This window comes from Hymenobacter lucidus, assembly GCF_020447265.1.
In the GTDB taxonomy this organism is placed as follows: domain Bacteria; phylum Bacteroidota; class Bacteroidia; order Cytophagales; family Hymenobacteraceae; genus Hymenobacter; species Hymenobacter lucidus.
Genome location: NZ_JAJADR010000001.1, coordinates 393,155 through 414,861, shown reverse-complemented (window position 1 = coordinate 414,861; position 21,707 = coordinate 393,155). Strand labels below are relative to the sequence as shown.

The following is a 21,707-nucleotide window of genomic DNA, read 5'->3' as shown; positions in this document are numbered from 1 at the left end:
TTGTGTTTTTCTTGCCAAAACTGCCAGACGGCAGCCACGCTTCTAAGTTTTTACTCTGAGCTCTAACAGCCTAGCGCTGTGGAAAGCAGGTGCGGTACATGTAGCCAGTTAGCGGCTTGCCATCCTTGGTAACCTTGGCTTTCACAAAGTACGCGTCGACGGTGTCCATTACCTGCACTTCCATGCCGGAGGAAACGACCGTGAGCTGGGCCGATTCTTTGTTCATGCCATCATAGAGCGTGCATTCTACGACGGTATTGTAGGCCACCGGAGCGCGGTTGGCGCGGGAAGAGGAAGAAGACTCGCTGGCCGCACTACAGGAGGTCAGTGCGCCGAGTACCAAGACGTGAAGTATACGTTTGTTCATAAGGTGTCGTTAGGATGGTTAAGGTAGGGCTATTTCAAGGTTAAAAGGAATTTTCCAATAAAATTTTCTTTCCGGAACAGGCTGCTATCCTACTATTTGGGAACGTTGGCAGGGCTGGCAACGTTAAATCAGCAGCCCCGAAAAGCAACGTTTTTCTGTATCTTTTACCGCTGCCCGGAGCCTTTCTCACCTATCTGATTCAACCGACTATGAACCGCATATCCCGCTTCCTCATTCGTCCGGTGGCTATGGCTGCCGTGGGCGTTTCTTTGCTGCTGGGCGCTACCAGCTGCGCTACCTCGCACGTCGGCGTCACATCCGACTTCGACCACTCCGTTAATTTCCGCGCTTACAAAACTTGGGCCTGGTATCCGCAGCAGCGCCCCGACACGCAGGACGGCCCGGCCCGGGGCTACGAATCCTTCCTCGACAAGCGCATGCGCACGGCCGTGGAAACCGAAATGACCCGTAAGGGCCTGACCCAGGTAGAATCCAACCCGGACGTGTACGTGGCTTACAGCGCTAAAGTAGAAGACAAGCAGCGCATCAACAGCAGCCCCTATTCGCCCTTCGGCTACGGCTACTACGGATATGGCTACGGCTACGGCCGGGGCATGAACACGGTGTCGCAGTACAAAGAAGGCACCGTCATCATCGACTTCGTGGATGCCAAGCGCAAAGAGCTGGCGTGGCGCGGCATGGGCGAGGCCCAGGTCGAAAACCAGACCATTTCGGAGCCTGAAGTATACCGCATTGTAGGCAGCGTGCTGGGCAGTTATCCGCCCACCGACAGCCGCAACGGTCAGGCTGCCCGCTAGTCGCACCGCCCATTTACCAAAAAGCGCGGCTCCCTTTGCAGGGAGTCGCGCTTTTTTTATGTGAAATCGGACAGCTTAAATTGGCACGTTCACGTGGCGCTCGGCGTGGTAGCTGCTGCGCACCAATGGACCCGATTCGACGTACTTCAGGCCCCGGCGCAAGCCTTCCTCACGGTAGTGCGCAAACAGGTCGGGGTGAATGAATTCGGCTACCTCGATATGGCGCTTGGTAGGCTGCAGATACTGGCCCAAAGTCAGAATGTCAAGGCCGTTGGCTGCCAAGTCGTCCATAGCCTGATACATTTCCTCTTTGGTTTCGCCCAAGCCCAGCATGATGCCCGACTTGGTACGCTTCCCTGCTTCCTTGGTACGCCGGATCTGCTCCAGGCTCCGGTCGTACTTGGCCTGGGGCCGCACGAGGCGGTAAAGGCTGCCTACGGTTTCCATGTTGTGCGACACCACTTCCTGGCCGCCGGCAATCATGGTATCCAGCGCGGCCCAGTTGGCTTTCACGTCCGGAATCAGGGTTTCGATGGTAGTAATGGGGCTCAACTGCTTAATGCCGACCACCGTTTCGTACCAGATGCTGGCGCCCCGGTCCTTCAGCTCGTCGCGGTTTACGCTGGTAATTACGGCGTGCTTCACACCCATCAGCTGAATGGCTTCGGCCACGCGGCGGGGTTCGTCGGTATCATACTCGTTGGGGCGGCCCGTGGCCACGGCGCAAAACGAGCAGGAGCGCGTGCAAATGTTGCCCAGAATCATGAACGTGGCAGTGCCGGCGCCCCAGCACTCGCCCATATTGGGGCAGTTGCCGCTCTCACAGATGGTGTGCAGCTTATGCTCATCCACCAAGCGGCGGACTTTAGCATATTCGGGGCCTACCGGCAGCTTCACACGCAGCCAGTCGGGCTTGCGGGGCTTGGCGGGCACAGCCGGAGCGGCCGGTTGGGCTTGAATGATAGGTAACGTCAGCAGCAGGTCATCCATACTACAAAGGTAGCAGTCAGTTGTCAGTTATGAGTACCACCTAAAGCAGATGGCTAAAAAACGAAGGACTTCTCGGTCGTCAGGTTATAAACACCCGAGCGCCCGAAAAGTCCTTTTTAGTCCGAAAAAATACGGAGCCGCGCCGGTTAGCTGCGGTGGCCGATATAGAGCGTCAGATATACCGACGGGTAGAAGTTGGTGTTTAGCGTGCCGTCGTTGATATTCTGAGCCCGCAGAATAGTTAGCTCCTTAGGATAGAGCTCGAACAGGAAACCGGTTTCGATACCAGCCACGGCATCCCGGTAGCGGCCATACTCGAAGCTGAGCGCCCCCCGGATATGTGCCCCAAATTTGACTTTGGTGTCACTGGCTCCCGAGAAAAGCGGGGCCCGGTCCAGGATACGGTCCCGGATGGAGTTAACTTCCGGATCGTATTGCTCACTGCGAATATCTTCCTGCACCGGGGCTCCAGGGCGGTTTTCGCGCACTGTGTAATCGTAATAGATGTAGTAAGGCATCAGCAGGCCGATGGAGGGACCTGCGCCTAAGAGGGCATTCACCTGCACCCCCGATTCGGGTGCTTTACGGAATACCACCCGCTGCATCCCGTAGGAAGGCCGGATAACGAAGAGGTAGTTCGACTTGCCGTACACAAACGAGCCGCCCGTGTTACCGTTCAAGGCGCGCTGCTCCTTAGGATGCTTCACCTCTACGCCCTCTACTCCCCAGAAGCGGGACCATTTCTCGTCCAGCACCCGGGTGGAGCGCACCGCGACGCCCCCAATAAGGCCACCGCGGGTGTTGAAGTTGATACCGTAGGTGAATTCCTTCTGATAAGAAGGCTCGTCGGAGCTTTGGGCCTGCACCCGGGATGTTGCTCCGAGCAGGGCCAGCAGACAAAAACCGAAAGTGTAGAAGTTGCGCACGGGGGCCGGAGGAGCTAAGGAGGTGGGAATAAACCGCGAAAAGGCCCGCTGCGGGGCCATACCGTCTAAAGTACGTAAATTTGTGAGCATTGTCTTGCCAACTTTCTGACTATGAGCACCGCTACCGCCCAATATTCCGGTAATCTACGCACTGAATCCGTTCACACTGCTTCTGGCACCACTATCTTCACCGACGCGCCCGTCGATAACCACGGCCGGGGAGAGTCTTTTTCCCCCACCGACCTGGTATGTGCGGCCTTGGGCACCTGCATGATGACCATTATGGGCATCGTGGCCGAACGGCACCAGCTCGACCTGACTGGCGTGAGCTTCGAGGTAACCAAACATATGGCCGCGGAACCCCGGCGCATCATTCAGATTGACGTAAACTTCCGGCTCCCGGCGGCACTGTCGGCAAAAGACCGGACGCTGCTCGAAAACGCCGCCCGCACCTGCCCGGTAGCTCTAAGTCTGAACCCGGAAATCCGGCAGGAGGTTCAGTTCGCCTACGGCGAATAAGTGAGATTGTGAAGTGGTGAAATTGTGAGGTTGGTATCCGATTTGCGCAAGCTGTGCCAGCGAAACATTGAATTCACAATTTCACCACTTCGCAATTTCGCTATTGCACTTTTGCCTGCACGTCGCTGAGGCGGATACCCATGTGGGAGGCGTCGAAACTGCACTCGCCATCCTGAATCAGGAGCAGTTGCGGTGACTCGTGGCGGATGCCGAACTTGGTGGCTATTTCGGCCGAGATGGGCCGGAAGCGCAGCAGGTCGAGGTAATAGATTTTGGTATCGGCCAGGTTGGCTTCGGGCCATTGGCGCTCCAGCTTGCTTTTGGCGGCGGCGCTAATGGAGCAGCTCGTGCTGTGCTTGAAGATAAGCACCGGGTGCTCGTGCGACTCGCGCACGATGTCAGTGAGCTGCTCAGATTCGGTGAGGGGTTGCCAGGGAGTACTCATAGGATTATTCTTTCGTCGCTTTCTTTTTCTTGCGCAGCCCCAGCCCTACGTGGGCCGGTTCGCGAACCCGGGGTGAGCCGGCGTTATCAAACTTATAACTCTCGCGGCCATCTTTAGGTTGCTGCGGCCGGCCGGTACCGCCAGCCTGTAGCGCCTCTTTGCTCACGGCCAGGTGCGAGTCCTTATACTCAGCCTTGAACTTGCGGGCGTCGCGCAGGGCACGGCGGTTTTCGGCCCGGCGGATGCCCGGAGCCATGTACTCGGTTTGGGCCAGAGCCGCCGTACTCATACCAAGTAGCAACCCGGCCAGTATCCAGACTTTACGCATAAGAATCGGGGAAAAGAATACGTGCTACAGCAGACCAGAATAATGCCGGCAGGTTTAAAACCAAGCGGACTATTCTATACGCAAAAGGCGCGGACTCTGCTGCTTAGAAAAGTTAAAATGGCAGGGTGATGCCCAGGAATTTGCGCTGACCCACTTTTTTCTTCAGCCGCCGGCTGTTGTACTTGGGCTTTTTGAGAATACCGTTTTTGTCGTAGCTGTTCTTGATGGGCTTAGCCTCGGTAGTCACGTCGGTACTGCGGCCGTCGGCCGCTTCGGTATCGGCAGTTTTGGCCTTGTGTACTTTGGGCTGCGGCGGTCCTTTCGGGTTCGGAATCCGGTACGGATGGCAGGATACCGACATCAGGAAGCACATGAGTACCAGCCCCAGCACTCGGCGCAGACTACGCAAGGTAAAAACAGTCATAAGGCAGCAGGAGTCAGGCCGAGGCGTATCAATCAGCCTGCAAGATAAATAGCATCCCGGACTCCGCTGGTTTCAGGCGCGAAATCCGGGATGAAAGATTAGTAGGCCAGCAGCTTCTCGACCCGCTCGCGCAGGCGCTGCACCGGCAGAAACTGTTTTTCCAGCGACGGGGCGAAGGGAATAGCCGTATCCAGGGAGGCTACGCGCTGCACGGGCCCGTCGAGGTGCTCGAAGCAATGCTCGGCAATCCAGGCCGCAATTTCGCCCCCGATGCCGCCCGTGAGCGTGTCTTCGTGGAAAAGAATGATGCGGCCAGTCTTGAGCACCGTAGTCCGCACCGCTTCCTCATCCCAGGGCAGCAAAGTGCGCAAATCCAGAATGTCGCAGTCCAGGCTCAGCTCGTCGGCCAGCTGAGTGGCCCAGTGCACGCCCATGCCGTAGGTGATGATGCTCAGCTCCGCGCCTTCGCGGGCCAGGGCCGCCTTGCCAATGGGCGTGGTGTAGTAGGCATCGGGCACCGGCCCGCTGATGCTGCGGTAGAGCATCTTGTGCTCGAAGTAGATAACCGGGTTGGGATCTTCGATGGCCGCGTTGAGCAGGCCTTTGGCATCGTGCGGGTTGCTCGGAAACACCACTTTCAGGCCCGGCGTGTGGGTAAACCAGGCCTCGTTACTTTGGCTGTGAAACGGGCCGGCCGCCGAGCCCGCGCCGGTGGGCATGCGCACCACCACGTCGGCATTCTGGCCCCAGCGGTAGTGGGTTTTGGCCAGGTTATTCACAATCTGGTTGAAGCCGCAGGTCACGAAATCGGCGAACTGCATTTCTACCATGGCTTTTTTCTTCTTGATGCTCAGCCCCAGCCCCGCACCCACAATGGCTGATTCGCAGAGCGGCGTGTTGCGCACCCGACCTTTGCCAAACTGCCCCACGAAGCCCTCCGTCACCTTAAAAACTCCGCCGTAGTCGGCAATGTCCTGGCCCATGAGCACCAGCTCGGGGTAGCGCTCCATACTCTGGCGCAGTGCGTCGCTGATGGCATCGACGTAGCGCTTATCGGTGCTCGGGCTGTCGGCGGGCGGGTCCTGCACCGGGGCCTCGAAGGGGCGGTACATATCGGCTACTTCCTCTTCCAGGTTGGCCGTGGGCATGGGCACGGCATCGGCCACGCGCAGGCCTTCCTCAATTTCGCGCTTGATGGTTTCGCGGAAGCGCATGCGGGCTTCCTCGTCCAGAATGCCCTCGGCCAGCAGCCATTTCTCGTAGTTCTCCACCGGGTCTTTCTGGGCCCATTCCTCAAACAGCTCCTGGGGCACGTACTTGGTACCCGAGGCTTCTTCGTGGCCGCGCATCCGGAAGGTAAGGGCCTCCAGCAGCACGGGGCGCGGGTTTTGGCGCATATCCTCGGCCAGGCGCTTCACCGTGTCGTATACTTCCAGCACGTTGTTGCCGTCTACCTGCACCGCCTCCATGCCATAGGCTGGGCCTTTGTCGATAAAGTAGTTGAAGCGAAACTGCTCCCGCGAAGGCGTGCTCAAGCCATAGCCGTTGTTCTCGATGATGAAGATAACCGGCAGCTGCCACACGGCGGCCACGTTCAGGGCCTCGTGGAAGTCGCCCTCTGAGGCGCCGCCGTCGCCGCTGTAGGTTACGGTTACGGCGGGCTTGTCGTCCAGCACATCAGCCAGGGCAATGCCGCCGGCCACGGCCAGCTGCGGGCCCAGGTGCGAAATCATGCCCACGATGTGGTGCTCGTTGGTGCCGAAGTGGAAGCTCCGGTCGCGGCCCTTGGTGTAGCCGGTGGTTTTGCCCTGCCACTGCGCAAAGAGACGGTCGAGGGGGATATTGCGGCCCGTGAATACGCCCAGGTTGCGGTGCAGGGGCAGAATGTACTCGTCGGGGTTGAGGGCCAGGGTGCTGCCCACCGAAATGGCTTCCTGCCCGATGCCCGAAAACCACTTGCTGACTTTGCCCTGCCGCAGCAGAATGAGCATTTTTTCCTCAATCATGCGCGGCTTGAGCAGGCCCTGATAGAGGTGAAGCAGTACGTCGTTGGAGTAATCTTTCCGGTCGAAGTTCATACGGGAGGAAGGGTGGGTGGTAAGCGGGGCAAAAGTACAGGTTTGGGCGAAAGGAAGATTGTTGATCTGCGAATGTGAAATCCGACGGCCGGCGGCATCTATCTTCGGGGCCCGTTTTCCCTCCCTATCCTATATATGACCCGATTTTTACCGCTCAGCATTTTCCTGCTGACCTCTTCCGCCGCTCAGGCCCAAGTCCAGCAAACCGACCAAACCACCACTGCGCCCGACAGCCTGCCAGCTGCTCGTCCAGGCCTTATTCTCGACCCCGTTATCTGGGAGCGGACAAGTTTACCCGCCTTTACCACCATCCAACCCCTACTGAGCCGGGTGGCCGGGGTGCAGGTCACGCCCTTTTCCGGGGCACCGGGGGCCTGGGCCACGGTGCGCATCCGGGGGGCCACCAACCTGACCGGCAACAGCCAGCCGCTGTACGTGGTAGATGGTGTGCCGGTGTACAATACCGACGCGACGCCGGAAAAATGGTCGGGGATGGAAAGCTTTTTTACGGTCAACTCGCCTACCGCGACCTGGAGCCTGAACACGCCCACCCCGCACACGCCCAACGCCAACCCGCTGCTGGATATGCCCATGGAGGATGTAGCCCAGATAACGGTGCTGCGCGGAGCTGCCGCCACAGCCCGCTACGGCATGCAGGGCTCCAACGGCGTTATCCTCATTACCACCAAGACCGCCAACGACCTGCACTTTGAAGATCAGCCTTGTGTGCGGGTGCGCTACAGCGGCTGGGGCGGCGTGCAGCAGGTGCGCCAGCGCTACGATTTGCTCAGCGCCCGTCAGTATGCCGATCTGGTCAACTACGTTTCCACTTCGGCGGGCCGGGCCGCGCCTTATTCGGCCGCCGACCTCGGAAATCTGGGCACCATCGACTGGCAGGACGAGCTGTTTCGGCCAGCCGGTATCCAAAGCCACAACCTGAGCCTGGACGGCCTGGTCAACAAGACGCGCTACTACGTCGCCGCCGACTACCTCGACCAGGCGGGCGTCATCGTGAAGTCAGGCCTGCGCCGCTATAGCCTGCGCCTCAACCTCGACCAGCAGCTTACCCGCAAGCTCAGCGTGGGCCTGCGGGCCAGTGCCAGCCAGGCCGACCAGCACCACGCCGGAGCCGAATTTGACGCCGGCAGCCTGGTGCAGGGCTTTCTGTTCGGCATTCCGGCCCTGCCCGCCCGCGACCCTTATAATCTCCAGTACCAACCCACACCGCGCCGCAACTTAGACGAGAATTCGGGCACGGCCCGCACGCGGCGGCGGCTTACCCAGCTCAGCGCCACCTACCAGTTCAGCAACGACCTGAGCCTGAGTGCGCGCGGCAGCCGCGAGCAGCTGGAGGGAGAGGCGCTAACCTATGCCCCCAAAGATTACAACACGACCGGGCAACACCTGGTCGAAAGCGCCACTTCCACCACCACTACCCGCAACTGGGTGGTAGATGCCGCCCTGCGCTATCAGCACACCTTCGGGGCCCGGCACGCCGTCGGGGTGGCCCTCAACTACCTGCGCCAGCAAGACCAGAAGGAGCTGAACCACCGTGAGTACAGCCGCATGCGCAACTACTACTTCCGGCTGGAAGAAAAGCGGCTGGCTATCCATAGCCCGTCGGCGGTGGTGGGCTACACGTTTGCTGGCCGCTACGAGGTGCAGGCCTCCATGCGCACGGAGTTTGCCTCCGGCAAAGCGGCCGATGATAAAAAGGTGTGGCTGCCGGGGGCCGAGCTGAGCTGGCACCTGCACAAGGAGAATTTTCTGGCCGCCGCCGAAAGCCTGACCGATCTTACGCTGTGGGTTGGCTCGGGCAAAACCAGCTCCTTTTTCACCCCCGACCGCACTACTCACCACGATGCCGGCCTGCGGGCGGGGCTGCTCCACGGCCGCCTTACCCTCGAAGTGGCCGCCTACCAGCGGCGCACGGCCCACGCCCAGGCGGTTTTTCCCTTCACCGTCACCACCAATACCGGCTATGGCACCCTCTACGCTTCCCCCGATATTACGCTGCGCAACCGGGGCCTGGAGCTGACGGCCAGCAGCCGCTGGCAGGCCGGCCCGCTGACGGGCAACACCCAGCTGGCCGCCGCCTCCACGCATACCATCGTCGAAACCATTGATGTAAGCCGGCCATTCAGCGGCCGTATTCCGGGCAACCTGCAAGAGGGCCAGCCCATGGGCCGCTTCTACGTGGCCGACCAGAACGGCACCTACCCGGCGGGCACGCCCAGCGCCGGCCAGCGCCGCTTCCGCGACGTGAACCACGATGGCCAAATCACCTATCTGGATAACTATTACGACGGCCAGGGCCTGCCGCGCTACTCACTCAACCTCACCCAACAGCTGCGTTTCAAGCGCCTGCAACTGGTAGCGCAATTCGATGGCCTGTTTGGCTACCAGCTCCTGAACTCGCCCCTGCTGATGCTCGATTCCCCGGCTGCCACCCGCAACAGCACCACACGCGCCTTGAGCTACTGGACGCCCACCAACCAGAACACCCTGGTGCCCAGCGCCGGCACCAACCGGGGCCCGTACGACACGACCAGCCGTGCCGAGCTGGAAAGCGGCAGCCATCTGCGCCTTTCCCAACTCACGCTCAGCTTTGAAGTTGTGAATACGGGCAAGCGTCAGGCTAGTGTGTGGGTGGGCGGCCAGAACCTGTTCGTTACCGGCCCCTACCGCGGCTTCGACCCCAACGTGAGCAGCGGCGGCGCGGCCCCCTATTACGCCGGCCAGGATGCTACCGTGTACCCCGTGGCCCGCGTGTGGCAGCTGGGTGTACGGGGGCAATTTTAACCCCGGCCGGTCTCAACCCCGAACCTGCGCCGCCGGTTGAGAGTTACTACTCTTCCGGCTTCCTACTATCTTGCCCTATGATTCACTTCGAAGAATTTACCCTTGCCAACGGTCTGCGCTGCATCGTGCACGAAGACCATACCACGCCCATTGCCGTGCTCAACGTGCTTTACAACGTGGGCTCGCGCGACGAAGACGTGGAGCACACCGGCTTTGCCCACCTCTTTGAACACCTCATGTTCTCGGGCTCGGTGAATATTCCGAGCTATGACGAGCCGCTGCAGTACGTGGGCGGCGAAAACAATGCCTTTACCTCCCCCGACATCACCAATTACTATCTCACGCTGCCAGCGGCTAACATCGAAACCGGCTTCTGGCTCGAATCGGACCGGATGCTGGGCTTGGCTTTCTCCGAGAATGGCCTCGAAGTGCAGCGTAAAGTAGTAGTCGAGGAGTTCAAGCAGAACTACCTCAACCAGCCCTACGGCGACGTGTGGCTGAAGCTGCGCCCCCTGGCCTACCAGACACATCCCTACCAGTGGCCCACCATCGGCAAGGAAGTAAGCCACATCGAAAACGCCGTAATGGACGACGTGCGGGCCTTTTTTGCCAAGCACTACGCCCCCGCCAACGCCATTCTGGTAGTAGCCGGGGCCGTAACGGTGGCCGATGCTCGCCGCTTGGCCGAAAAGTGGTTTGAGCCCATTCCGGGTGGCACCCCCTACGAGCGGCAGTTGCCCGCCGAGCCCCGCCAAACCGCCGCCCGCCACCTCGACGTAACGGCCGACGTGCCGGCCAATGCCTACTACCGCGTGTACCACATGCCCGGCCGTGCCGAGGCCGGCTACCACACCGCCGACCTGCTCAGCGACGTGCTGGGCCGGGGCAAGTCGTCGCGCCTGTACCAGGGCCTGGTAAAGGACCAGCCGCTGTTCAACTCCATTTCTGCTTCCTGCACCGGCTCCTTGGAGCCCGGCCTGCTCGTTATCAGTGGCCGCCTCAATGCCGGCGTTACGCTGGAAGCCGCCGATGCGGCCGTGGAAGCAGTAGTGGCCCAATTGCGGCAGGATCTGGTACCAGCTGAGGAGCTGGAAAAGGTAAAAAACCAGGCCGAAACCAGCATCGTCTTCGAGGAAATCGAGCTGCTGAACCGTGCCATGAGTCTGGCCTACTCCAAGCTCATGGGCGACGCCAACCTTGTAAATCAGGAAAGTACCAAAGTGCAGGCCGTAACGGCCGAAGGTGTACTGGCTATGGCCCAGGACATTTTGCGCCCCGAAAATGCCAGCACACTCTATTACCGCGCTCAGCCCGAGGTTGCTGCTTCGGAAACCGTAGCCGCTGCCGCCACGGAATAGCTGGCAGCATCAGTCCAAAACAAAGGCCCCTCCGAAATTCGGAGGGGCCTTTGTTTTGGAGTTATAGCCGTTGGGTTCCCGGGAAGCCTACCAGCCGCTGCCGGAAGAACCCCAGCCGTCGTCGGCTTTCTTGGCCGGAGCCTTTTTGGCGGGTGTGGCTTTCTTGGCGGCCGGAGCTGGAGCAGCAGTGGCTGCTGCAGCACCCGCGGCGCTTACCTTTTTGGAAGCCGAAGCCGAGGCCGACTTGCTGGCCGGAGCTGCTACGGGAGCCGCTACTTCAGTAGTTGTTACGGCAGGCGCTGCGGGAGCGGGAGCCGTAGCTTCCACCATCGGGGCCGGAGCAGTATTGGTGTTCACGCTCACGTTGCGCTTAACGTAGGGAGCCAAGGGCCGGCCCCGGTAGTCCATCCGGACGCGGTGCGATGGAGCCGCCGTGAAGCCGGGCGCAATAGCAAAGCCGTTGGACTGCGGAGCAACATCGGCAGCAGCGGTCGGGGCAGCAAAACCAGTGGCGGCGGGTTCAGCAGCCGGCGCGGCTACGGGCTCGGGTTGTGGCTCAACGGCCGGGGCCGCAGCGGCCGGCTTCTTAGCCGATTTTGAGCGGCTTTGCTGGGCTAGTGCGTTCGAGGTGCTCAACACGGCAACCAACAAAAGGCACGAAAAAACGGGACGTAGCATAGCGAGGAAAAAAGTATGAGTAGCAAAAGGAAGTCTTCCCCTACTACGCTGAAAAAGCAGGATTTGTGCCTGAAGACACAAAAATATCTACTCTGGCCTTAACAATTGGACCAGATGCAATATTTTTCTCACCGCCGCTTACGGGTTGCAGCCGGAGCAGCAGGGGCCGGCGCCTCTTTGGCCGCCGACATGGTAGAGTTGGTGGAAGCTGGCTTAGCTACCTTTTTCTTAATCGGGCGACCCATGTAATCGGTGCTGGGCGGCGTGGGCATATTGATGCGCATGCCCGGGGCCAGCCGTTGCCGGTCCTCATCGGAGTAGCGGCGCGATGCTGTAGTGCGGGCCACCGCCCGGGAGCGGGCCGGCGCCGCCGACCTATGGTAGCCGCTGGCGCGCTTGGTCTGGGCCTGAGCCGTTGCCAGTGGCCACAGCAGTGTCAGGCCCAAAAACCAGAGTAAAAGTCGAGGGTACCGCATGAGAAACCAGAAGTAAGGTGAAACACACTCTCTGGTTCTTCATACGGTACCCTCCGTATTTCGGCGAAGCTATTTTACTCGCCCGAAGTAGCCGTAGTAGCTACCGAGGAAGCCTTGGCGATTTTGGCAGCTACTTTAGCATCCTCACGCTTGGCTTTGCGCACAGGGCGGCCCCAGTAATCAGTGCTGGTGCCCCGGTACGGGGCAGTATTTATCCCGGGGGCAATCATCACGCCCGAGGAGTGCATCATTGGGTCCTCGCTCACTTCATCCAGCACGGCAGCCTGGGCCACCGGGGCCGTGGTCAGGTTGTTCTGGGCCTTCTTCTTGATGGGGCGGCCCCACCAGTCGGTGCTGGGCTTGTTGTGCAGGCTCAGGCTAATGCCGGGGGCGCTGCTCCAGCCCGTGTTGTAGCTATCGGGCTCGGCGGTAACAACGGCCGTTTTCTCGGCGGACGCCAGCGGGGAGCCCATCGTCCAAGGGTCGAGTTCGGGCTGCGACCAGTCGGTAGCCGAGCCGATGGAGGTGTTCTGGGATTGGGCCTGGGCCGAAGCGGCACTAATTGCAAACAGGAAGAAAGCCGAAGACAGGAAACGGTTCATACAATTCAGGAAGACGAAGTGAAAAATAGACCAGGCGCGAAGCCTTCGGCATATAACTCGAACGGGTGGCGCCCCGCGTTCAGCCTGCTGTGCCGCTTATAAGAGGTGTTTTGCAGCATTCGTGCCAACTTTGGCGGCGGCCGGTTGGCACCAGCGCGTCTGTAGGTGATTCACGTATAATAAATGCGGCGGAAACGTACCTTTGCGCTACTATGCAGGATCAAATCAACCGCCTCCGCGCCGAAATCGAAGCTTACGACCTTTCCGCTCCCGAACAGCTGGAGCAGTTCCGCATTGCCTTCACCGGGCGCAAGGGGCAGCTGGCCGATTTATTTGACCTTCTCAAGACCGTACCGCAGGAGCAGCGCCGGGCCGTGGGTCAGGAGCTCAATCAGCTTAAGCAGCTGGCCCTCGACCGGTTTGCCCAGCGCCAGCAGGAGCAGGAAGCCGCCGCCCAAAACTCGCCTGCCGACCCTACTTTCGACTACACCCTGCCAGTGGTGCCCAACGCCCTGGGCACGCGCCACCCGCTGAGCCTGGTGCGCGAGGAAATGGTGCGCATCTTCTCCCGCATCGGCTTCAACGTAGCCGAAGGGCCGGAAATCGAGGATGACTGGCACAACTTTACGGCCCTGAACTTCCCCGAAAACCACCCGGCCCGGGATATGCAGGATACTTTCTTCATAACCCGCAACCCAGCCGACCCCACCCACGACGCGCTGCTGCGCACCCACACCAGCACCGTACAGGTGCGCGTAATGGAAAGTCAGCAGCCCCCGATTCGCAGCATCATGCCCGGCCGCGTATACCGCAACGAAGCCATTTCGGCCCGTGCCCACATGATGTTTCACCAAGTCGAAGGCATTTTCATCGACGAGGGCGTGAGCTTTGCCGATCTGAAGCAGACGGTGTATTACTTCGTGCAGGAAATGTTCGGCCAGGATATTCAAATCCGGTTCCGGCCCTCCTTCTTCCCCTTCACTGAGCCAAGCGCCGAAATTGACATCACCTGCCTGATCTGCAAGGGCGCGGGCTGCAATATCTGCAAGCAAAGCGGCTGGGTCGAAATAGGAGGCTGCGGCATGGTTGACCCCAATGTGCTGGAGCAGTCCGGCATTGATGCGGAGCGGTACTCGGGCTACGCCTGGGGTATGGGCATCGAGCGAATCACCATGCTTAAGTACCAGATCAAGGACTTGCGCCTGTTCACCGAAAACGACCTGCGCTTCTTGCGCCAGTTTGAGGGCGTACAATAAGTAATGGCGCGGCAGTCGTTGTAGCACGAGCCGAAACAGCCTTGGAACGGGAAGCACTGGCGGCCACGTTCCAAGGCTGTTGCTTGCTCAGGCTGCCGGCAAGGGCATTCCCATCTATATAAGCTGACTTTATGTTCTCATCCGGCCATTTCCGTGCTTCCGTAGCCGCACTGGCGTTTTCTGCCCAACTACTTCTCACCGGTTGCGGTGCCGGCTCCGAGGCCCAGCCCCAGATTCCGCTCACCTCTTTCAACGAGGTGCTCTACCTCACCGACCAGCAAAACAGTGCCCTGCGCTTCGACAACGGAGCCGTATATCATGCCGGAGGCGTGCGAGGCCTAATTGTGGTGCGCCAGAACGCCAGCACCTACCTGGCTTTCGAGCGCACATGCACCTACAACTCCGCCGATACCTGTGCCCGGGTCAAATTCACGCCCTTTGTGCAGATCTATGACCCCTGCTGCAAGTCGCAGTTCAACTTCCAGGGGCAGGTTCAGGGCGGGCCGGCCAACTTACCCCTGCGCCGTTACGCCACTTCCTTGTCGGGCAATACCCTGACAATCACAAACTAGAGAATTTATTACGATTATTTTCGGGGCAATGCTTGCAGGAAATGAACCCATGCACTAATATTGCACCCGCAACGACAGATAAACGTCGCCATAACCGCTTCCTTAGCTCAGCCGGTTAGAGCATCTGACTGTTAATCAGAGGGTCCCTGGTTCGAGCCCAGGAGGGAGCGCCATAGAAGCCCGGTAATAGACTTTAAGCCAGTCTGTTATCGGGCTTTTGCTTTGTTGCCGATCCAGCGGCAACCTGTTGCTACAAACGGGCAAACAGTTCTCCTGCGCAAGGTGGCCACAAATAGACTTTCCAACGGTCTACTTATCAGCTGGCAGCCATTTCCAAGTGCTTTTACCGGATATTCATATCTGGACGCAGCCGAATGCCGGCTTGTAGCAGGCTGCTAACTCTGTACAGCCTCATTTATTCTTTATAATGGCAAAGCCCTCCCGATTTCTATTGCCGCCCGTGCCGGCCGTGATACTCTCCATTATTAGTGTGCAGGGAGGTGCGGCCATTGCCAAAGGGTTGTTTCCAGTGCTGGGAGCGGCGGGTACTACGAGTATCCGCATCGGCTTGTCGGCCTTGCTGCTGCTACTGGTAGTGCGCCCCCGGCTGGCGCAGTTGCAGCCCGCGCAGTGGCGGGCTGTGGTGCCCTACGGCTTGGCCCTGGGTGCTATGAACTTCCTGTTTTACTGCGCCCTGGCCCGCATACCTCTTGGCCTGGCCGTGACGCTGGAATTCGTGGGGCCCCTGGTGCTGGCCCTGGCAGGCTCTCGGCGCTGGGTCGACGTGGTTTGGGTAGGGCTGGCCGGGGCGGGCATTGCCCTAATTACACCCTGGAGCGGCCAGGGCATCGACTTGCTGGGCATGGCCTTTGCCCTGGCTGCGGGAGCCTGCTGGGCTATTTATATTGTGCTGGGGCAGCGCACGGCGGCGGTACTGCCCGGGCCGCTAGCCGTGGCCGTGGGCATGCTGTTTGCGGCGCTGCCGGTACTGCCATTTGGGGTAGCCAGCGGCAGCCTGCTGCACCTCACGCCCCACTTGGTGCTGCTGGGCGCGGGGCTGGCACTGTTTTCCAGCGTGCTGCCTTTCTCCCTGGAAATGCAGGCCCTGAAAACGATGCCAACTCGCACCTTCAGCATTTTGATGAGCCTGGAACCTGTGGCGGCGGCCGTGTCGGGCTGGCTGTTGCTGCACGAGCAGCTCACGCTGGCCCAATGGCTGGCCGTGAGCTTTATTGTACTGGCCAGCGCGGGGGCAACGCTTACCAGTGCCAAGCCCCAACCCGCGCTGCACGGCGAATAGCCAGGCAGCTAAGCCATCAAACAACATTCCCCGGAGGCTGATTGGGTTTCTATATATTTGGTGACTTCCCGCAGCCAGCCGCAAGCCAGCACGGCTATAGCCTCACCTCTATGAAACACTCAACTGATTCTGCGGCCGCGTGGCCGGCGCTGCCCGCCGACTCCTGGACCGACACCCGCCAGACCCTGCATATGTGGACGCAAATCGTGGGCAAAACCCGACTGGCGCTCAGCCCTATGCTCAACCACTGGTGGCAGGTACCGCTGTATGTTACGCCCCGCGGGCTTTCTACCGGCCCGATGCCTTATTCGGCGGGTTCTTGTGAGGTAGTATTCGATTTTCGCCAGCACAAGCTGCGGGTGCACACCAGCGCCGGCCGCAGCCTGGAAATGGAGTTACGGCCCCGCTCCGTGGCTGATTTTTACCAGCATTACCGGGCCCTGCTGCGCGAGGCGGGCATTACCGTCAGAATATGGGGTGTGCCGGTGGAAGTAGAAGACGTGACGCCTTTCGCCGAAAACCAGCACCACCACGCCTACGACGCAGCAGCCGTGAGCCAGTTCTGGGACGTGCTGCTGCAGGCCGATTTGCTGCTGAACGAGTTTCGGGGGCGCTTTACGGGCAAGTGTAGCCCGGTACATTTTTTCTGGGGCTCCTTCGACCTGGCCGTCACCCGCTTTTCGGGGCGGCCCGCCCCACCCCACCCCGGCGGCATGCCCCACCTGGCCGACTGGGTGACGCGCGAATCGTATTCGGCCGAGCAGATTGCCGCTGGCTGGTGGCCCGGGGGCAATGGGCAGGAAGCGGCCTTCTACAGCTATGCTTACCCAGGAATTCCGGAGTTGGCGCAAGCCGCTGTTCAGCCGGCCGAAGCCTTTTTCAGCGCCGAAATGGGTGAATTCTTTTTGCCCTATGAGGCAGCCCGCACTGCGGCCAGCCCCCGGCAGGCCGTTTTAGCATTTTTGCAAACCACTTACGAAGCCGCCGCCCACGCCGCCCACTGGGACCGAGCGAGACTGGAACGTCCGTAGCGGAATTCAAAACCTGCTGGATTAGAGAAAGTCGGAGCAAAAATGCTGTTTACTCTCTTCGAACCGAGCTTACCATCATCGTGCAGCTATGCAGTGGATTACGCGAGAACGGCCCAAGATTGACCACCTAGCCTGCCCCTGGCTGATTCGGCGTTTCATCGACCCGGCGGCGCACATCCTGTACGTGCCGGCCGAAGAGGTGCTGCCCACCGCTGCGGCCACCGGCGCCATTCCTTTCGATGTGCCGGGGGTAGAATTTACCCACTACGGCACCGACTGCACCTTCGATTACTTTCTGAAGAAGTACCGCCTGACTGCCCCCGCCCTACACGCATTGGCGCCCATCGTGCGCGGTGCGGATACCGATAACCATGCGCTGGCCCAGCAGGCGGCCGGACTCTGGGCCATATCGGCCGGACTGGCCCACAACATCCACGACGACCAGCAGTTACTGCAACAGGGCTTCGTACTCTACGACGCGCTTTATAGCTGGGCCCAACACTTGCAGGGGCAGCCCCACACCCAGCAACCCGAGGAGCAGCTGCTGGCGCGAGTATACAGGGCCTATCTGGAGCGCGGAAAACACCAGAGCAGTCTGCCCCCGGCCTGGGCAGGCCAGCTGCGCGAGCTGATTCAGGACCACCTGGATACCAATCTGAGCCTGCGGCTAACCGATGCGGCCGATACGCTGCAAGTCAACCCCACGTACCTGTCCCGCGAATTTGCCCGCTATTTCGATAACCTCTCCTTCGGGGAGTATATCCGCAAGCTGCGCATCGACAAAGCGCTGCAGCTACTGGATACGACCAGCTATCCGCTGGCCGAAATTGCGTACCTGACGGGTTTTTCCGACCAGAGCCACTTCACCCGCATTTTCAGGCAGCATACTGGCCAAAGCCCGGCCGCTTACCGCAAAAACCGCCGCCGGCAGTAAAGATTCTACTAAGGGGAAAATTTCGTTCTATCTTCTCGGGGCCGGCACTGGTAGCATTGCAGTAATAAACGGCCACCGCGGCCATCTGCGCTGTTACGTATGCATCAAACCCTTACCCCCATGACCAAGCCCACTTTTGCCGAGGCGCTGCGTTTCTGGCTGAAGCTGGGCTTTATCAGCTTTGGTGGCCCCGCCGGGCAGATTGCCATTATGCACACCGTGCTGGTAGAAGAAAAGCGCTGGATTTCCGACGCCAAGTTTCTGCACGCACTCAACTATTGCATGCTGCTGCCGGGCCCGGAAGCCCAGCAGCTGGCCACCTACATTGGGTGGTTGCTGCACGGCACGCGGGGCGGACTGGCGGCGGGTATTCTGTTTGTGCTGCCATCAGTGCTTATTCTACTGGTGCTGAGCCTGCTCTACGTCACGGTCGGCACGCTACCAGCTTTGCAGGGCGTGTTTCTGGGGCTGAAGCCGGCCGTGGTAGCCATTATTCTGCTGGCTATGGTAAAGATTGGCCAAAAGTCACTGCTGAGCCCCTTGCACTACGCAGTGGCGGCAGCCAGCTTTGTTGGTATCTTCTGGTTCAACGTGCCGTTTCCGCTGCTCATTATTGGGGCGGCCGTGGTGGCACTGCTGGCTCAACGGTTTTTTCCGGCCCCGGCCGCCACCGCCACCACTCAGGCCCGGGCCCTGCAGGCCGAAGAAGGCTATTTCCTGACAACTCACTCCGTAGTGCTGGGCACCGGCTTTTCCTGGCCGCGGCTGCTGCGGCAACTGGGCGCCGCACTGGGCCTCTGGGTGCTGCCGCTGGCGGTACTGGCCCTCACCACTCCTGACTTTGGGTTCTGGCGTACTCTCACCGTCTTTTTCACGCAGGCCGCCCTGGTTACCTTTGGCGGGGCCTATGCCGTGCTGCCCTACGTGGCGCAGGTGAGCGTCGAAAAGCTGCAGTGGCTCACGCAGGGCCAGATGCTCGACGGCCTTGCCCTGGGCGAAACCACGCCCGGCCCGCTTATTATGGTGCTGGCCTTTGTGGGTTTCATGGGTGGCTATACGCACTTTGGCGGCTCACTGGCCCTGGGCACGCTGGGCTTGCTGACGACGACTTACTATACGTTTCTACCCTGCTTCGTCTTCATCCTGGTTGGGGCGCCCCTCATCGAGCACACCCAGCACAACCGGCAGCTGCAAGCCGTGCTAAGTATCATTACGGCCGCCGTAGTAGGCGTGGTGCTGAATCTGGCGGTGTATTTGGGGCAGGCGGTGCTCTTTGCCGGGGGCCGGCTGCACCCGCAGGCGCTACATTGGCCCAGCGTGGTGTGGGTGCTACTTTCGCTGGTGGCACTCTACCGGCTAAAGGTGAACATGATCCTCTGGATTGGCATCAGTGGGCTGGCGGGCGGGCTGTACTACCTGCTGAGCCCGGCTGCTTTTTGAGTGGCAGTAGTTCAGGGCCGCAGCAGCTTTTCGGCGGTGCAGTCGGGCTCCCGTAGCCGGCTCAGCAAGTCCGGCGTCAATACTACCTGCCCCTTGGTGATGACGCAGGCCTGCCAGAGCAGCCGGGCCCGGCGCTGCACCTCCCGCCCCCGCGGGCCGGCCGGCGGCTTGTCTTCGAAACGGCGCAACAATCGGTAGCACAGCGTGATGGTGGCACTGGCCACAATGGCGGGCAGCCGGTGCTTTTCCTTTTGCCACCACAGGGTAGTAGCCATCTGGCTGGCATTCTGAATGGTCTCGTACACGGTTTCCAGCTCATCGCGCACCGAGGGCCGGCCAGGGTCGGGGGTGTGGGGCCGCCGGTAGTCTACCATCAGGCCACCAATAATGCTGGGCAGCATGGCGGGCGAAAATCCGTCGTCGTTTTCGTCGGAGCGGTACAGCAGGCCGTAGTTCTGACTACGTATCCGGCGCATAAATACCGAGTAGAGCAGCACGTAGGCCGTTTGCAGCCGCACGCGCAGCAGGTAGGCCCACTGGCGCAGCGAGAGGTGGCGCAGCGGCGGCATGGCCTCCCGAAATATATCCGGAGCCTTCACCCTGAACTTTTTCAGCAGCCAGTACCCGAGGCGTCGCACGGCCAACACCACTCCCAGACCTACCCCGGCTACTCCAAATACGAGCCCGGCTACGAACCCGCCCCGGCCGTTAGCCTCCAACAGAAGCGCCCCGGCCAGCACTACTCCTAGCACCGCCAGGGCCCAGCGCGAGTACCGGTCCAGTACCTGCAGCGACGGTGACTTGTCGGGAGGAGCGGGCACTGGCGGGGCCGTGTACATATTCACCGGGGCCTCGTCTACATCGGCCAGCAGTAGTAGCGTGGAAGGCAATAGCAGGGCTTTTTGCGCATCGGTAAGCTTGTGCGTCGCCGAATCGGGGGAGCGGCGGTAGTCCCGGTTGCGCCGGTTGGCCACCAGCAGGCTTTCCATACCCTGGTTGTCGTATACGCCGCCATCAATAAGGGCCAGCTGCTGGGGCACGCCCTGCCGGTTGCGGCCCCGGACCTTGGGCAGCGGATCAGCTCCCGGGAAAAAGTCGTCGGGCAGGATGAGGGGCTCGAAGCCGACGGGAAAGCACGAGGAAGCCGCCACGATATCGGCTAGCCGCAGCCGGCGGGCATCGGCCGCACTCAAGTACACGTTGCCATTGCCGATGTAGTAGCTACGTATGAAGTACCGTTTGCCATAGCCCTTCCTGGGCATATAGGCAGCGTACTGAAAGCGGAACGTGAGGCCGGAATACAGTTCGGTAGCGCCAAAAATGATGCTCTGCAGGTGAAAGGGTGGCTGGCCCGGCTCCTCCCGCTGCCAGAACGCACCGAAACGGGCTTGGCCGTACAGGCTGCCGTCGTACACGTCGGCAAAGGCCCGGATGAGCTTGAAGTCGGCTTTGCCGGTGGCAATGGCCTGCTGCCAGGCCCGCATGGCGTCGGGCAGAATAGCATCCTGCGCCAGCCAGTTGTAGCACGCCTCGTAAATCGGCCCGAAGGCCTCGCCCCGCTTGCGCCGCAGAGCATAAAACGCGCCCGTAAGAGTGCCACCCGAGGCCGTAGACAGCATCTGCACATTATCTAGCAAGCCCAGCAGGTACAGGCAGTTGAGCGTGCCGAGGCCGTAGGCCGCCGCCCGAAACCCGCCGCCGGACAAGCTGAGCGCAATTCGGTCGAAAACATAATCGGGTGTGGTTTGCGGCACTGTTTCCGGCTCGGCGGCCAGGGGCGCTTCTAGGCCGGAGCCGGGTGGCGGATAAGTCATGGCGAATGGTGTTGCGCTGGAACTGAGGCCCGACAATCTAGAATCTTTCCCCGAATAATACAGTCGTGCGCCTGCGGTAGCTCCCAACTGGTGCCTCCGGGCTTCTTGTGGCGGCAGCCTACTGGCTGCTAAATCAAAATTTGGTATTTTTCATAAAAACGCAGGTCTATTGGCAATATTTTTTATTGTCTTTTAAATGAATCGGTATTTTTAGTGAAACATTGCTAACGATTCATTTTTCGCCGGTCGTCCAGCCGTTGCGTGTGTGGTAGCAATCTGCCAGGTGCGAAGTAAGCGTTTGGAGTGGCGGCAACGACAGAAAACGCCTGTTTAACGGGCTTGCATTTCGTCATAAAGGCCTATTATATTTAAAATACACCACCGGCCCCGGCCCTCTCCCGGCAGCCGGTCAGCCAGGCTCCGCCCCTCGAAAAACACCTGCCGGCCGCTCCTGTCGGCCACCTATTTCCTGACTACCACTCCGTTCCTGCTACTTCCCGAACCCTGGAAGTGCGGCTTCCCGCGCCCTTACCAACCCAATTCCCACAT

21 protein-coding genes and 1 tRNA gene are annotated in these 21,707 nt (G+C 60.3%); 11 read left to right on the top strand and 11 right to left on the bottom strand.

The window, feature by feature from the left end; all coding sequences use genetic code 11:
• Positions 1 to 70: 70 nt before the first annotated feature.
• Positions 71 to 367 (bottom strand): hypothetical protein, encoded by a 297-nt coding sequence (locus tag LGH74_RS01765; RefSeq protein WP_226170965.1) that lies wholly within the window; start codon positions 365 to 367, stop codon positions 71 to 73.
• A gap of 209 nt (positions 368 to 576) precedes the next feature.
• Here LGH74_RS01765 and LGH74_RS01760 point away from each other — a divergent pair, with 209 nt between their 5' ends.
• A complete protein-coding gene (locus tag LGH74_RS01760) occupies positions 577 to 1,185 on the top strand; it encodes a DUF4136 domain-containing protein (RefSeq protein ID WP_226170963.1) in 609 nt (202 codons plus the stop codon).
• A gap of 75 nt (positions 1,186 to 1,260) precedes the next feature.
• On the opposite strand, the gene lipA is transcribed toward LGH74_RS01760, so the two are convergent.
• Both lipA and LGH74_RS01750 read right to left on the bottom strand, forming a co-directional pair.
• Positions 1,261 to 2,163, bottom strand: coding sequence for a lipoyl synthase (gene lipA / locus LGH74_RS01755; RefSeq protein WP_431357440.1), 903 nt, complete (start codon positions 2,161 to 2,163; stop codon positions 1,261 to 1,263).
• 158 nt (positions 2,164 to 2,321) lie between these two features.
• Entirely contained in the window at positions 2,322 to 3,191 is an 870-nt protein-coding gene (locus LGH74_RS01750) for a hypothetical protein (protein ID WP_226170957.1), read from the bottom strand.
• Positions 3,192 to 3,212: 21 nt separating this feature from the next.
• Here LGH74_RS01750 and LGH74_RS01745 point away from each other — a divergent pair, with 21 nt between their 5' ends.
• Positions 3,213 to 3,620 (top strand): OsmC family protein, encoded by a 408-nt coding sequence (locus tag LGH74_RS01745; RefSeq protein ID WP_226170954.1) that lies wholly within the window; start codon positions 3,213 to 3,215, stop codon positions 3,618 to 3,620.
• 100 nt (positions 3,621 to 3,720) lie between these two features.
• On the opposite strand, the gene ytxJ is transcribed toward LGH74_RS01745, so the two are convergent.
• The 4 genes from ytxJ to LGH74_RS01725 form a co-directional block, all read right to left on the bottom strand.
• Positions 3,721 to 4,065, bottom strand: coding sequence for a bacillithiol system redox-active protein YtxJ (ytxJ, locus tag LGH74_RS01740; protein ID WP_226170951.1), 345 nt, complete (start codon positions 4,063 to 4,065; stop codon positions 3,721 to 3,723).
• 4 nt (positions 4,066 to 4,069) lie between these two features.
• A complete protein-coding gene (locus LGH74_RS01735) occupies positions 4,070 to 4,393 on the bottom strand; it encodes a hypothetical protein (RefSeq protein WP_226170948.1) in 324 nt (107 codons plus the stop codon).
• 112 nt (positions 4,394 to 4,505) lie between these two features.
• Positions 4,506 to 4,817, bottom strand: coding sequence for a hypothetical protein (locus LGH74_RS01730; RefSeq protein WP_226170946.1), 312 nt, complete (start codon positions 4,815 to 4,817; stop codon positions 4,506 to 4,508).
• Positions 4,818 to 4,915: 98 nt separating this feature from the next.
• Positions 4,916 to 6,895: an alpha-ketoacid dehydrogenase subunit alpha/beta gene (locus LGH74_RS01725; RefSeq protein ID WP_226170944.1), complete on the bottom strand. Its 1,980-nt coding sequence runs from the start codon at positions 6,893 to 6,895 to the stop codon at positions 4,916 to 4,918.
• Positions 6,896 to 7,030: 135 nt separating this feature from the next.
• Between LGH74_RS01725 and LGH74_RS01720 the strand changes: the two genes are divergently transcribed.
• A complete protein-coding gene (locus LGH74_RS01720) occupies positions 7,031 to 9,697 on the top strand; it encodes a TonB-dependent receptor plug domain-containing protein (protein WP_226170941.1) in 2,667 nt (888 codons plus the stop codon).
• Between the two features lie 77 nt (positions 9,698 to 9,774).
• Positions 9,775 to 11,055: a M16 family metallopeptidase gene (locus tag LGH74_RS01715; protein WP_226170938.1), complete on the top strand. Its 1,281-nt coding sequence runs from the start codon at positions 9,775 to 9,777 to the stop codon at positions 11,053 to 11,055.
• 87 nt (positions 11,056 to 11,142) lie between these two features.
• Here the strand turns inward: LGH74_RS01715 and LGH74_RS01710 are convergent, their stop codons facing one another.
• The 3 genes from LGH74_RS01710 to LGH74_RS01700 all read right to left on the bottom strand — a co-directional run bounded on the left by LGH74_RS01710 (position 11,143) and on the right by LGH74_RS01700 (position 12,811).
• On the bottom strand, positions 11,143 to 11,733 hold the full coding sequence (locus LGH74_RS01710; RefSeq protein ID WP_226170929.1) for a hypothetical protein: 591 nt from the start codon (positions 11,731 to 11,733) through the stop codon (positions 11,143 to 11,145).
• 128 nt (positions 11,734 to 11,861) lie between these two features.
• Complete coding sequence (locus LGH74_RS01705; RefSeq protein ID WP_226170927.1) at positions 11,862 to 12,209, bottom strand: hypothetical protein; 348 nt, start codon at positions 12,207 to 12,209, stop codon at positions 11,862 to 11,864.
• Between the two features lie 74 nt (positions 12,210 to 12,283).
• Complete coding sequence (locus LGH74_RS01700; RefSeq protein ID WP_226170925.1) at positions 12,284 to 12,811, bottom strand: hypothetical protein; 528 nt, start codon at positions 12,809 to 12,811, stop codon at positions 12,284 to 12,286.
• Between the two features lie 212 nt (positions 12,812 to 13,023).
• Here LGH74_RS01700 and pheS point away from each other — a divergent pair, with 212 nt between their 5' ends.
• From pheS to chrA, 7 genes are all read left to right on the top strand, one after another.
• Positions 13,024 to 14,067 carry a phenylalanine--tRNA ligase subunit alpha gene (pheS, locus tag LGH74_RS01695; RefSeq protein ID WP_226170923.1) on the top strand — a complete coding sequence of 348 codons (1,044 nt, stop codon included), beginning with the start codon at positions 13,024 to 13,026 and terminating at the stop codon, positions 14,065 to 14,067.
• 131 nt (positions 14,068 to 14,198) lie between these two features.
• Positions 14,199 to 14,639 carry a hypothetical protein gene (locus tag LGH74_RS01690; protein WP_226170921.1) on the top strand — a complete coding sequence of 147 codons (441 nt, stop codon included), beginning with the start codon at positions 14,199 to 14,201 and terminating at the stop codon, positions 14,637 to 14,639.
• A gap of 96 nt (positions 14,640 to 14,735) precedes the next feature.
• Positions 14,736 to 14,812 (top strand) — tRNA-Asn (locus LGH74_RS01685).
• Positions 14,813 to 15,066: 254 nt separating this feature from the next.
• A complete protein-coding gene (locus LGH74_RS01680) occupies positions 15,067 to 15,939 on the top strand; it encodes an EamA family transporter (protein ID WP_226170918.1) in 873 nt (290 codons plus the stop codon).
• Positions 15,940 to 16,049: 110 nt separating this feature from the next.
• Complete coding sequence (locus LGH74_RS01675; protein WP_226170915.1) at positions 16,050 to 16,970, top strand: DUF5996 family protein; 921 nt, start codon at positions 16,050 to 16,052, stop codon at positions 16,968 to 16,970.
• Positions 16,971 to 17,058: 88 nt separating this feature from the next.
• Positions 17,059 to 17,904, top strand: coding sequence for a chromate resistance protein ChrB domain-containing protein (locus tag LGH74_RS01670; RefSeq protein ID WP_226170912.1), 846 nt, complete (start codon positions 17,059 to 17,061; stop codon positions 17,902 to 17,904).
• Between the two features lie 120 nt (positions 17,905 to 18,024).
• Positions 18,025 to 19,344, top strand: coding sequence for a chromate efflux transporter (gene chrA / locus LGH74_RS01665; protein WP_226170900.1), 1,320 nt, complete (start codon positions 18,025 to 18,027; stop codon positions 19,342 to 19,344).
• A gap of 11 nt (positions 19,345 to 19,355) precedes the next feature.
• Here the strand turns inward: chrA and LGH74_RS01660 are convergent, their stop codons facing one another.
• Positions 19,356 to 21,158, bottom strand: a complete 1,803-nt coding sequence (locus LGH74_RS01660; RefSeq protein WP_226170898.1) for a patatin-like phospholipase family protein — start codon at positions 21,156 to 21,158, stop codon at positions 19,356 to 19,358.
• Positions 21,159 to 21,707: the final 549 nt, after the last annotated feature.

Excerpts from the sequence above, each read along its gene's own strand:
- LGH74_RS01765 (WP_226170965.1), bottom strand. The coding sequence starts at position 367 with ATGAACAAACGTATACTTCACGTCTTGGTACTCGGCGCACTGACCTCC.
- LGH74_RS01760 (WP_226170963.1), top strand. The coding sequence starts at position 577 with ATGAACCGCATATCCCGCTTCCTCATTCGTCCGGTGGCTATGGCTGCC.
- LGH74_RS01750 (WP_226170957.1), bottom strand. The coding sequence starts at position 3,191 with ATGCTCACAAATTTACGTACTTTAGACGGTATGGCCCCGCAGCGGGCC.
- LGH74_RS01745 (WP_226170954.1), top strand. The coding sequence starts at position 3,213 with ATGAGCACCGCTACCGCCCAATATTCCGGTAATCTACGCACTGAATCC.
- ytxJ (WP_226170951.1), bottom strand. The coding sequence starts at position 4,065 with ATGAGTACTCCCTGGCAACCCCTCACCGAATCTGAGCAGCTCACTGAC.
- LGH74_RS01735 (WP_226170948.1), bottom strand. The coding sequence starts at position 4,393 with ATGCGTAAAGTCTGGATACTGGCCGGGTTGCTACTTGGTATGAGTACG.
- LGH74_RS01730 (WP_226170946.1), bottom strand. The coding sequence starts at position 4,817 with ATGACTGTTTTTACCTTGCGTAGTCTGCGCCGAGTGCTGGGGCTGGTA.
- LGH74_RS01725 (WP_226170944.1), bottom strand. The coding sequence starts at position 6,895 with ATGAACTTCGACCGGAAAGATTACTCCAACGACGTACTGCTTCACCTC.
- LGH74_RS01720 (WP_226170941.1), top strand. The coding sequence starts at position 7,031 with ATGACCCGATTTTTACCGCTCAGCATTTTCCTGCTGACCTCTTCCGCC.
- LGH74_RS01715 (WP_226170938.1), top strand. The coding sequence starts at position 9,775 with ATGATTCACTTCGAAGAATTTACCCTTGCCAACGGTCTGCGCTGCATC.
- LGH74_RS01710 (WP_226170929.1), bottom strand. The coding sequence starts at position 11,733 with ATGCTACGTCCCGTTTTTTCGTGCCTTTTGTTGGTTGCCGTGTTGAGC.
- LGH74_RS01705 (WP_226170927.1), bottom strand. The coding sequence starts at position 12,209 with ATGCGGTACCCTCGACTTTTACTCTGGTTTTTGGGCCTGACACTGCTG.
- LGH74_RS01700 (WP_226170925.1), bottom strand. The coding sequence starts at position 12,811 with ATGAACCGTTTCCTGTCTTCGGCTTTCTTCCTGTTTGCAATTAGTGCC.
- pheS (WP_226170923.1), top strand. The coding sequence starts at position 13,024 with ATGCAGGATCAAATCAACCGCCTCCGCGCCGAAATCGAAGCTTACGAC.
- LGH74_RS01690 (WP_226170921.1), top strand. The coding sequence starts at position 14,199 with ATGTTCTCATCCGGCCATTTCCGTGCTTCCGTAGCCGCACTGGCGTTT.
- LGH74_RS01680 (WP_226170918.1), top strand. The coding sequence starts at position 15,067 with ATGGCAAAGCCCTCCCGATTTCTATTGCCGCCCGTGCCGGCCGTGATA.
- LGH74_RS01675 (WP_226170915.1), top strand. The coding sequence starts at position 16,050 with ATGAAACACTCAACTGATTCTGCGGCCGCGTGGCCGGCGCTGCCCGCC.
- LGH74_RS01670 (WP_226170912.1), top strand. The coding sequence starts at position 17,059 with ATGCAGTGGATTACGCGAGAACGGCCCAAGATTGACCACCTAGCCTGC.
- chrA (WP_226170900.1), top strand. The coding sequence starts at position 18,025 with ATGACCAAGCCCACTTTTGCCGAGGCGCTGCGTTTCTGGCTGAAGCTG.
- LGH74_RS01660 (WP_226170898.1), bottom strand. The coding sequence starts at position 21,158 with ATGACTTATCCGCCACCCGGCTCCGGCCTAGAAGCGCCCCTGGCCGCC.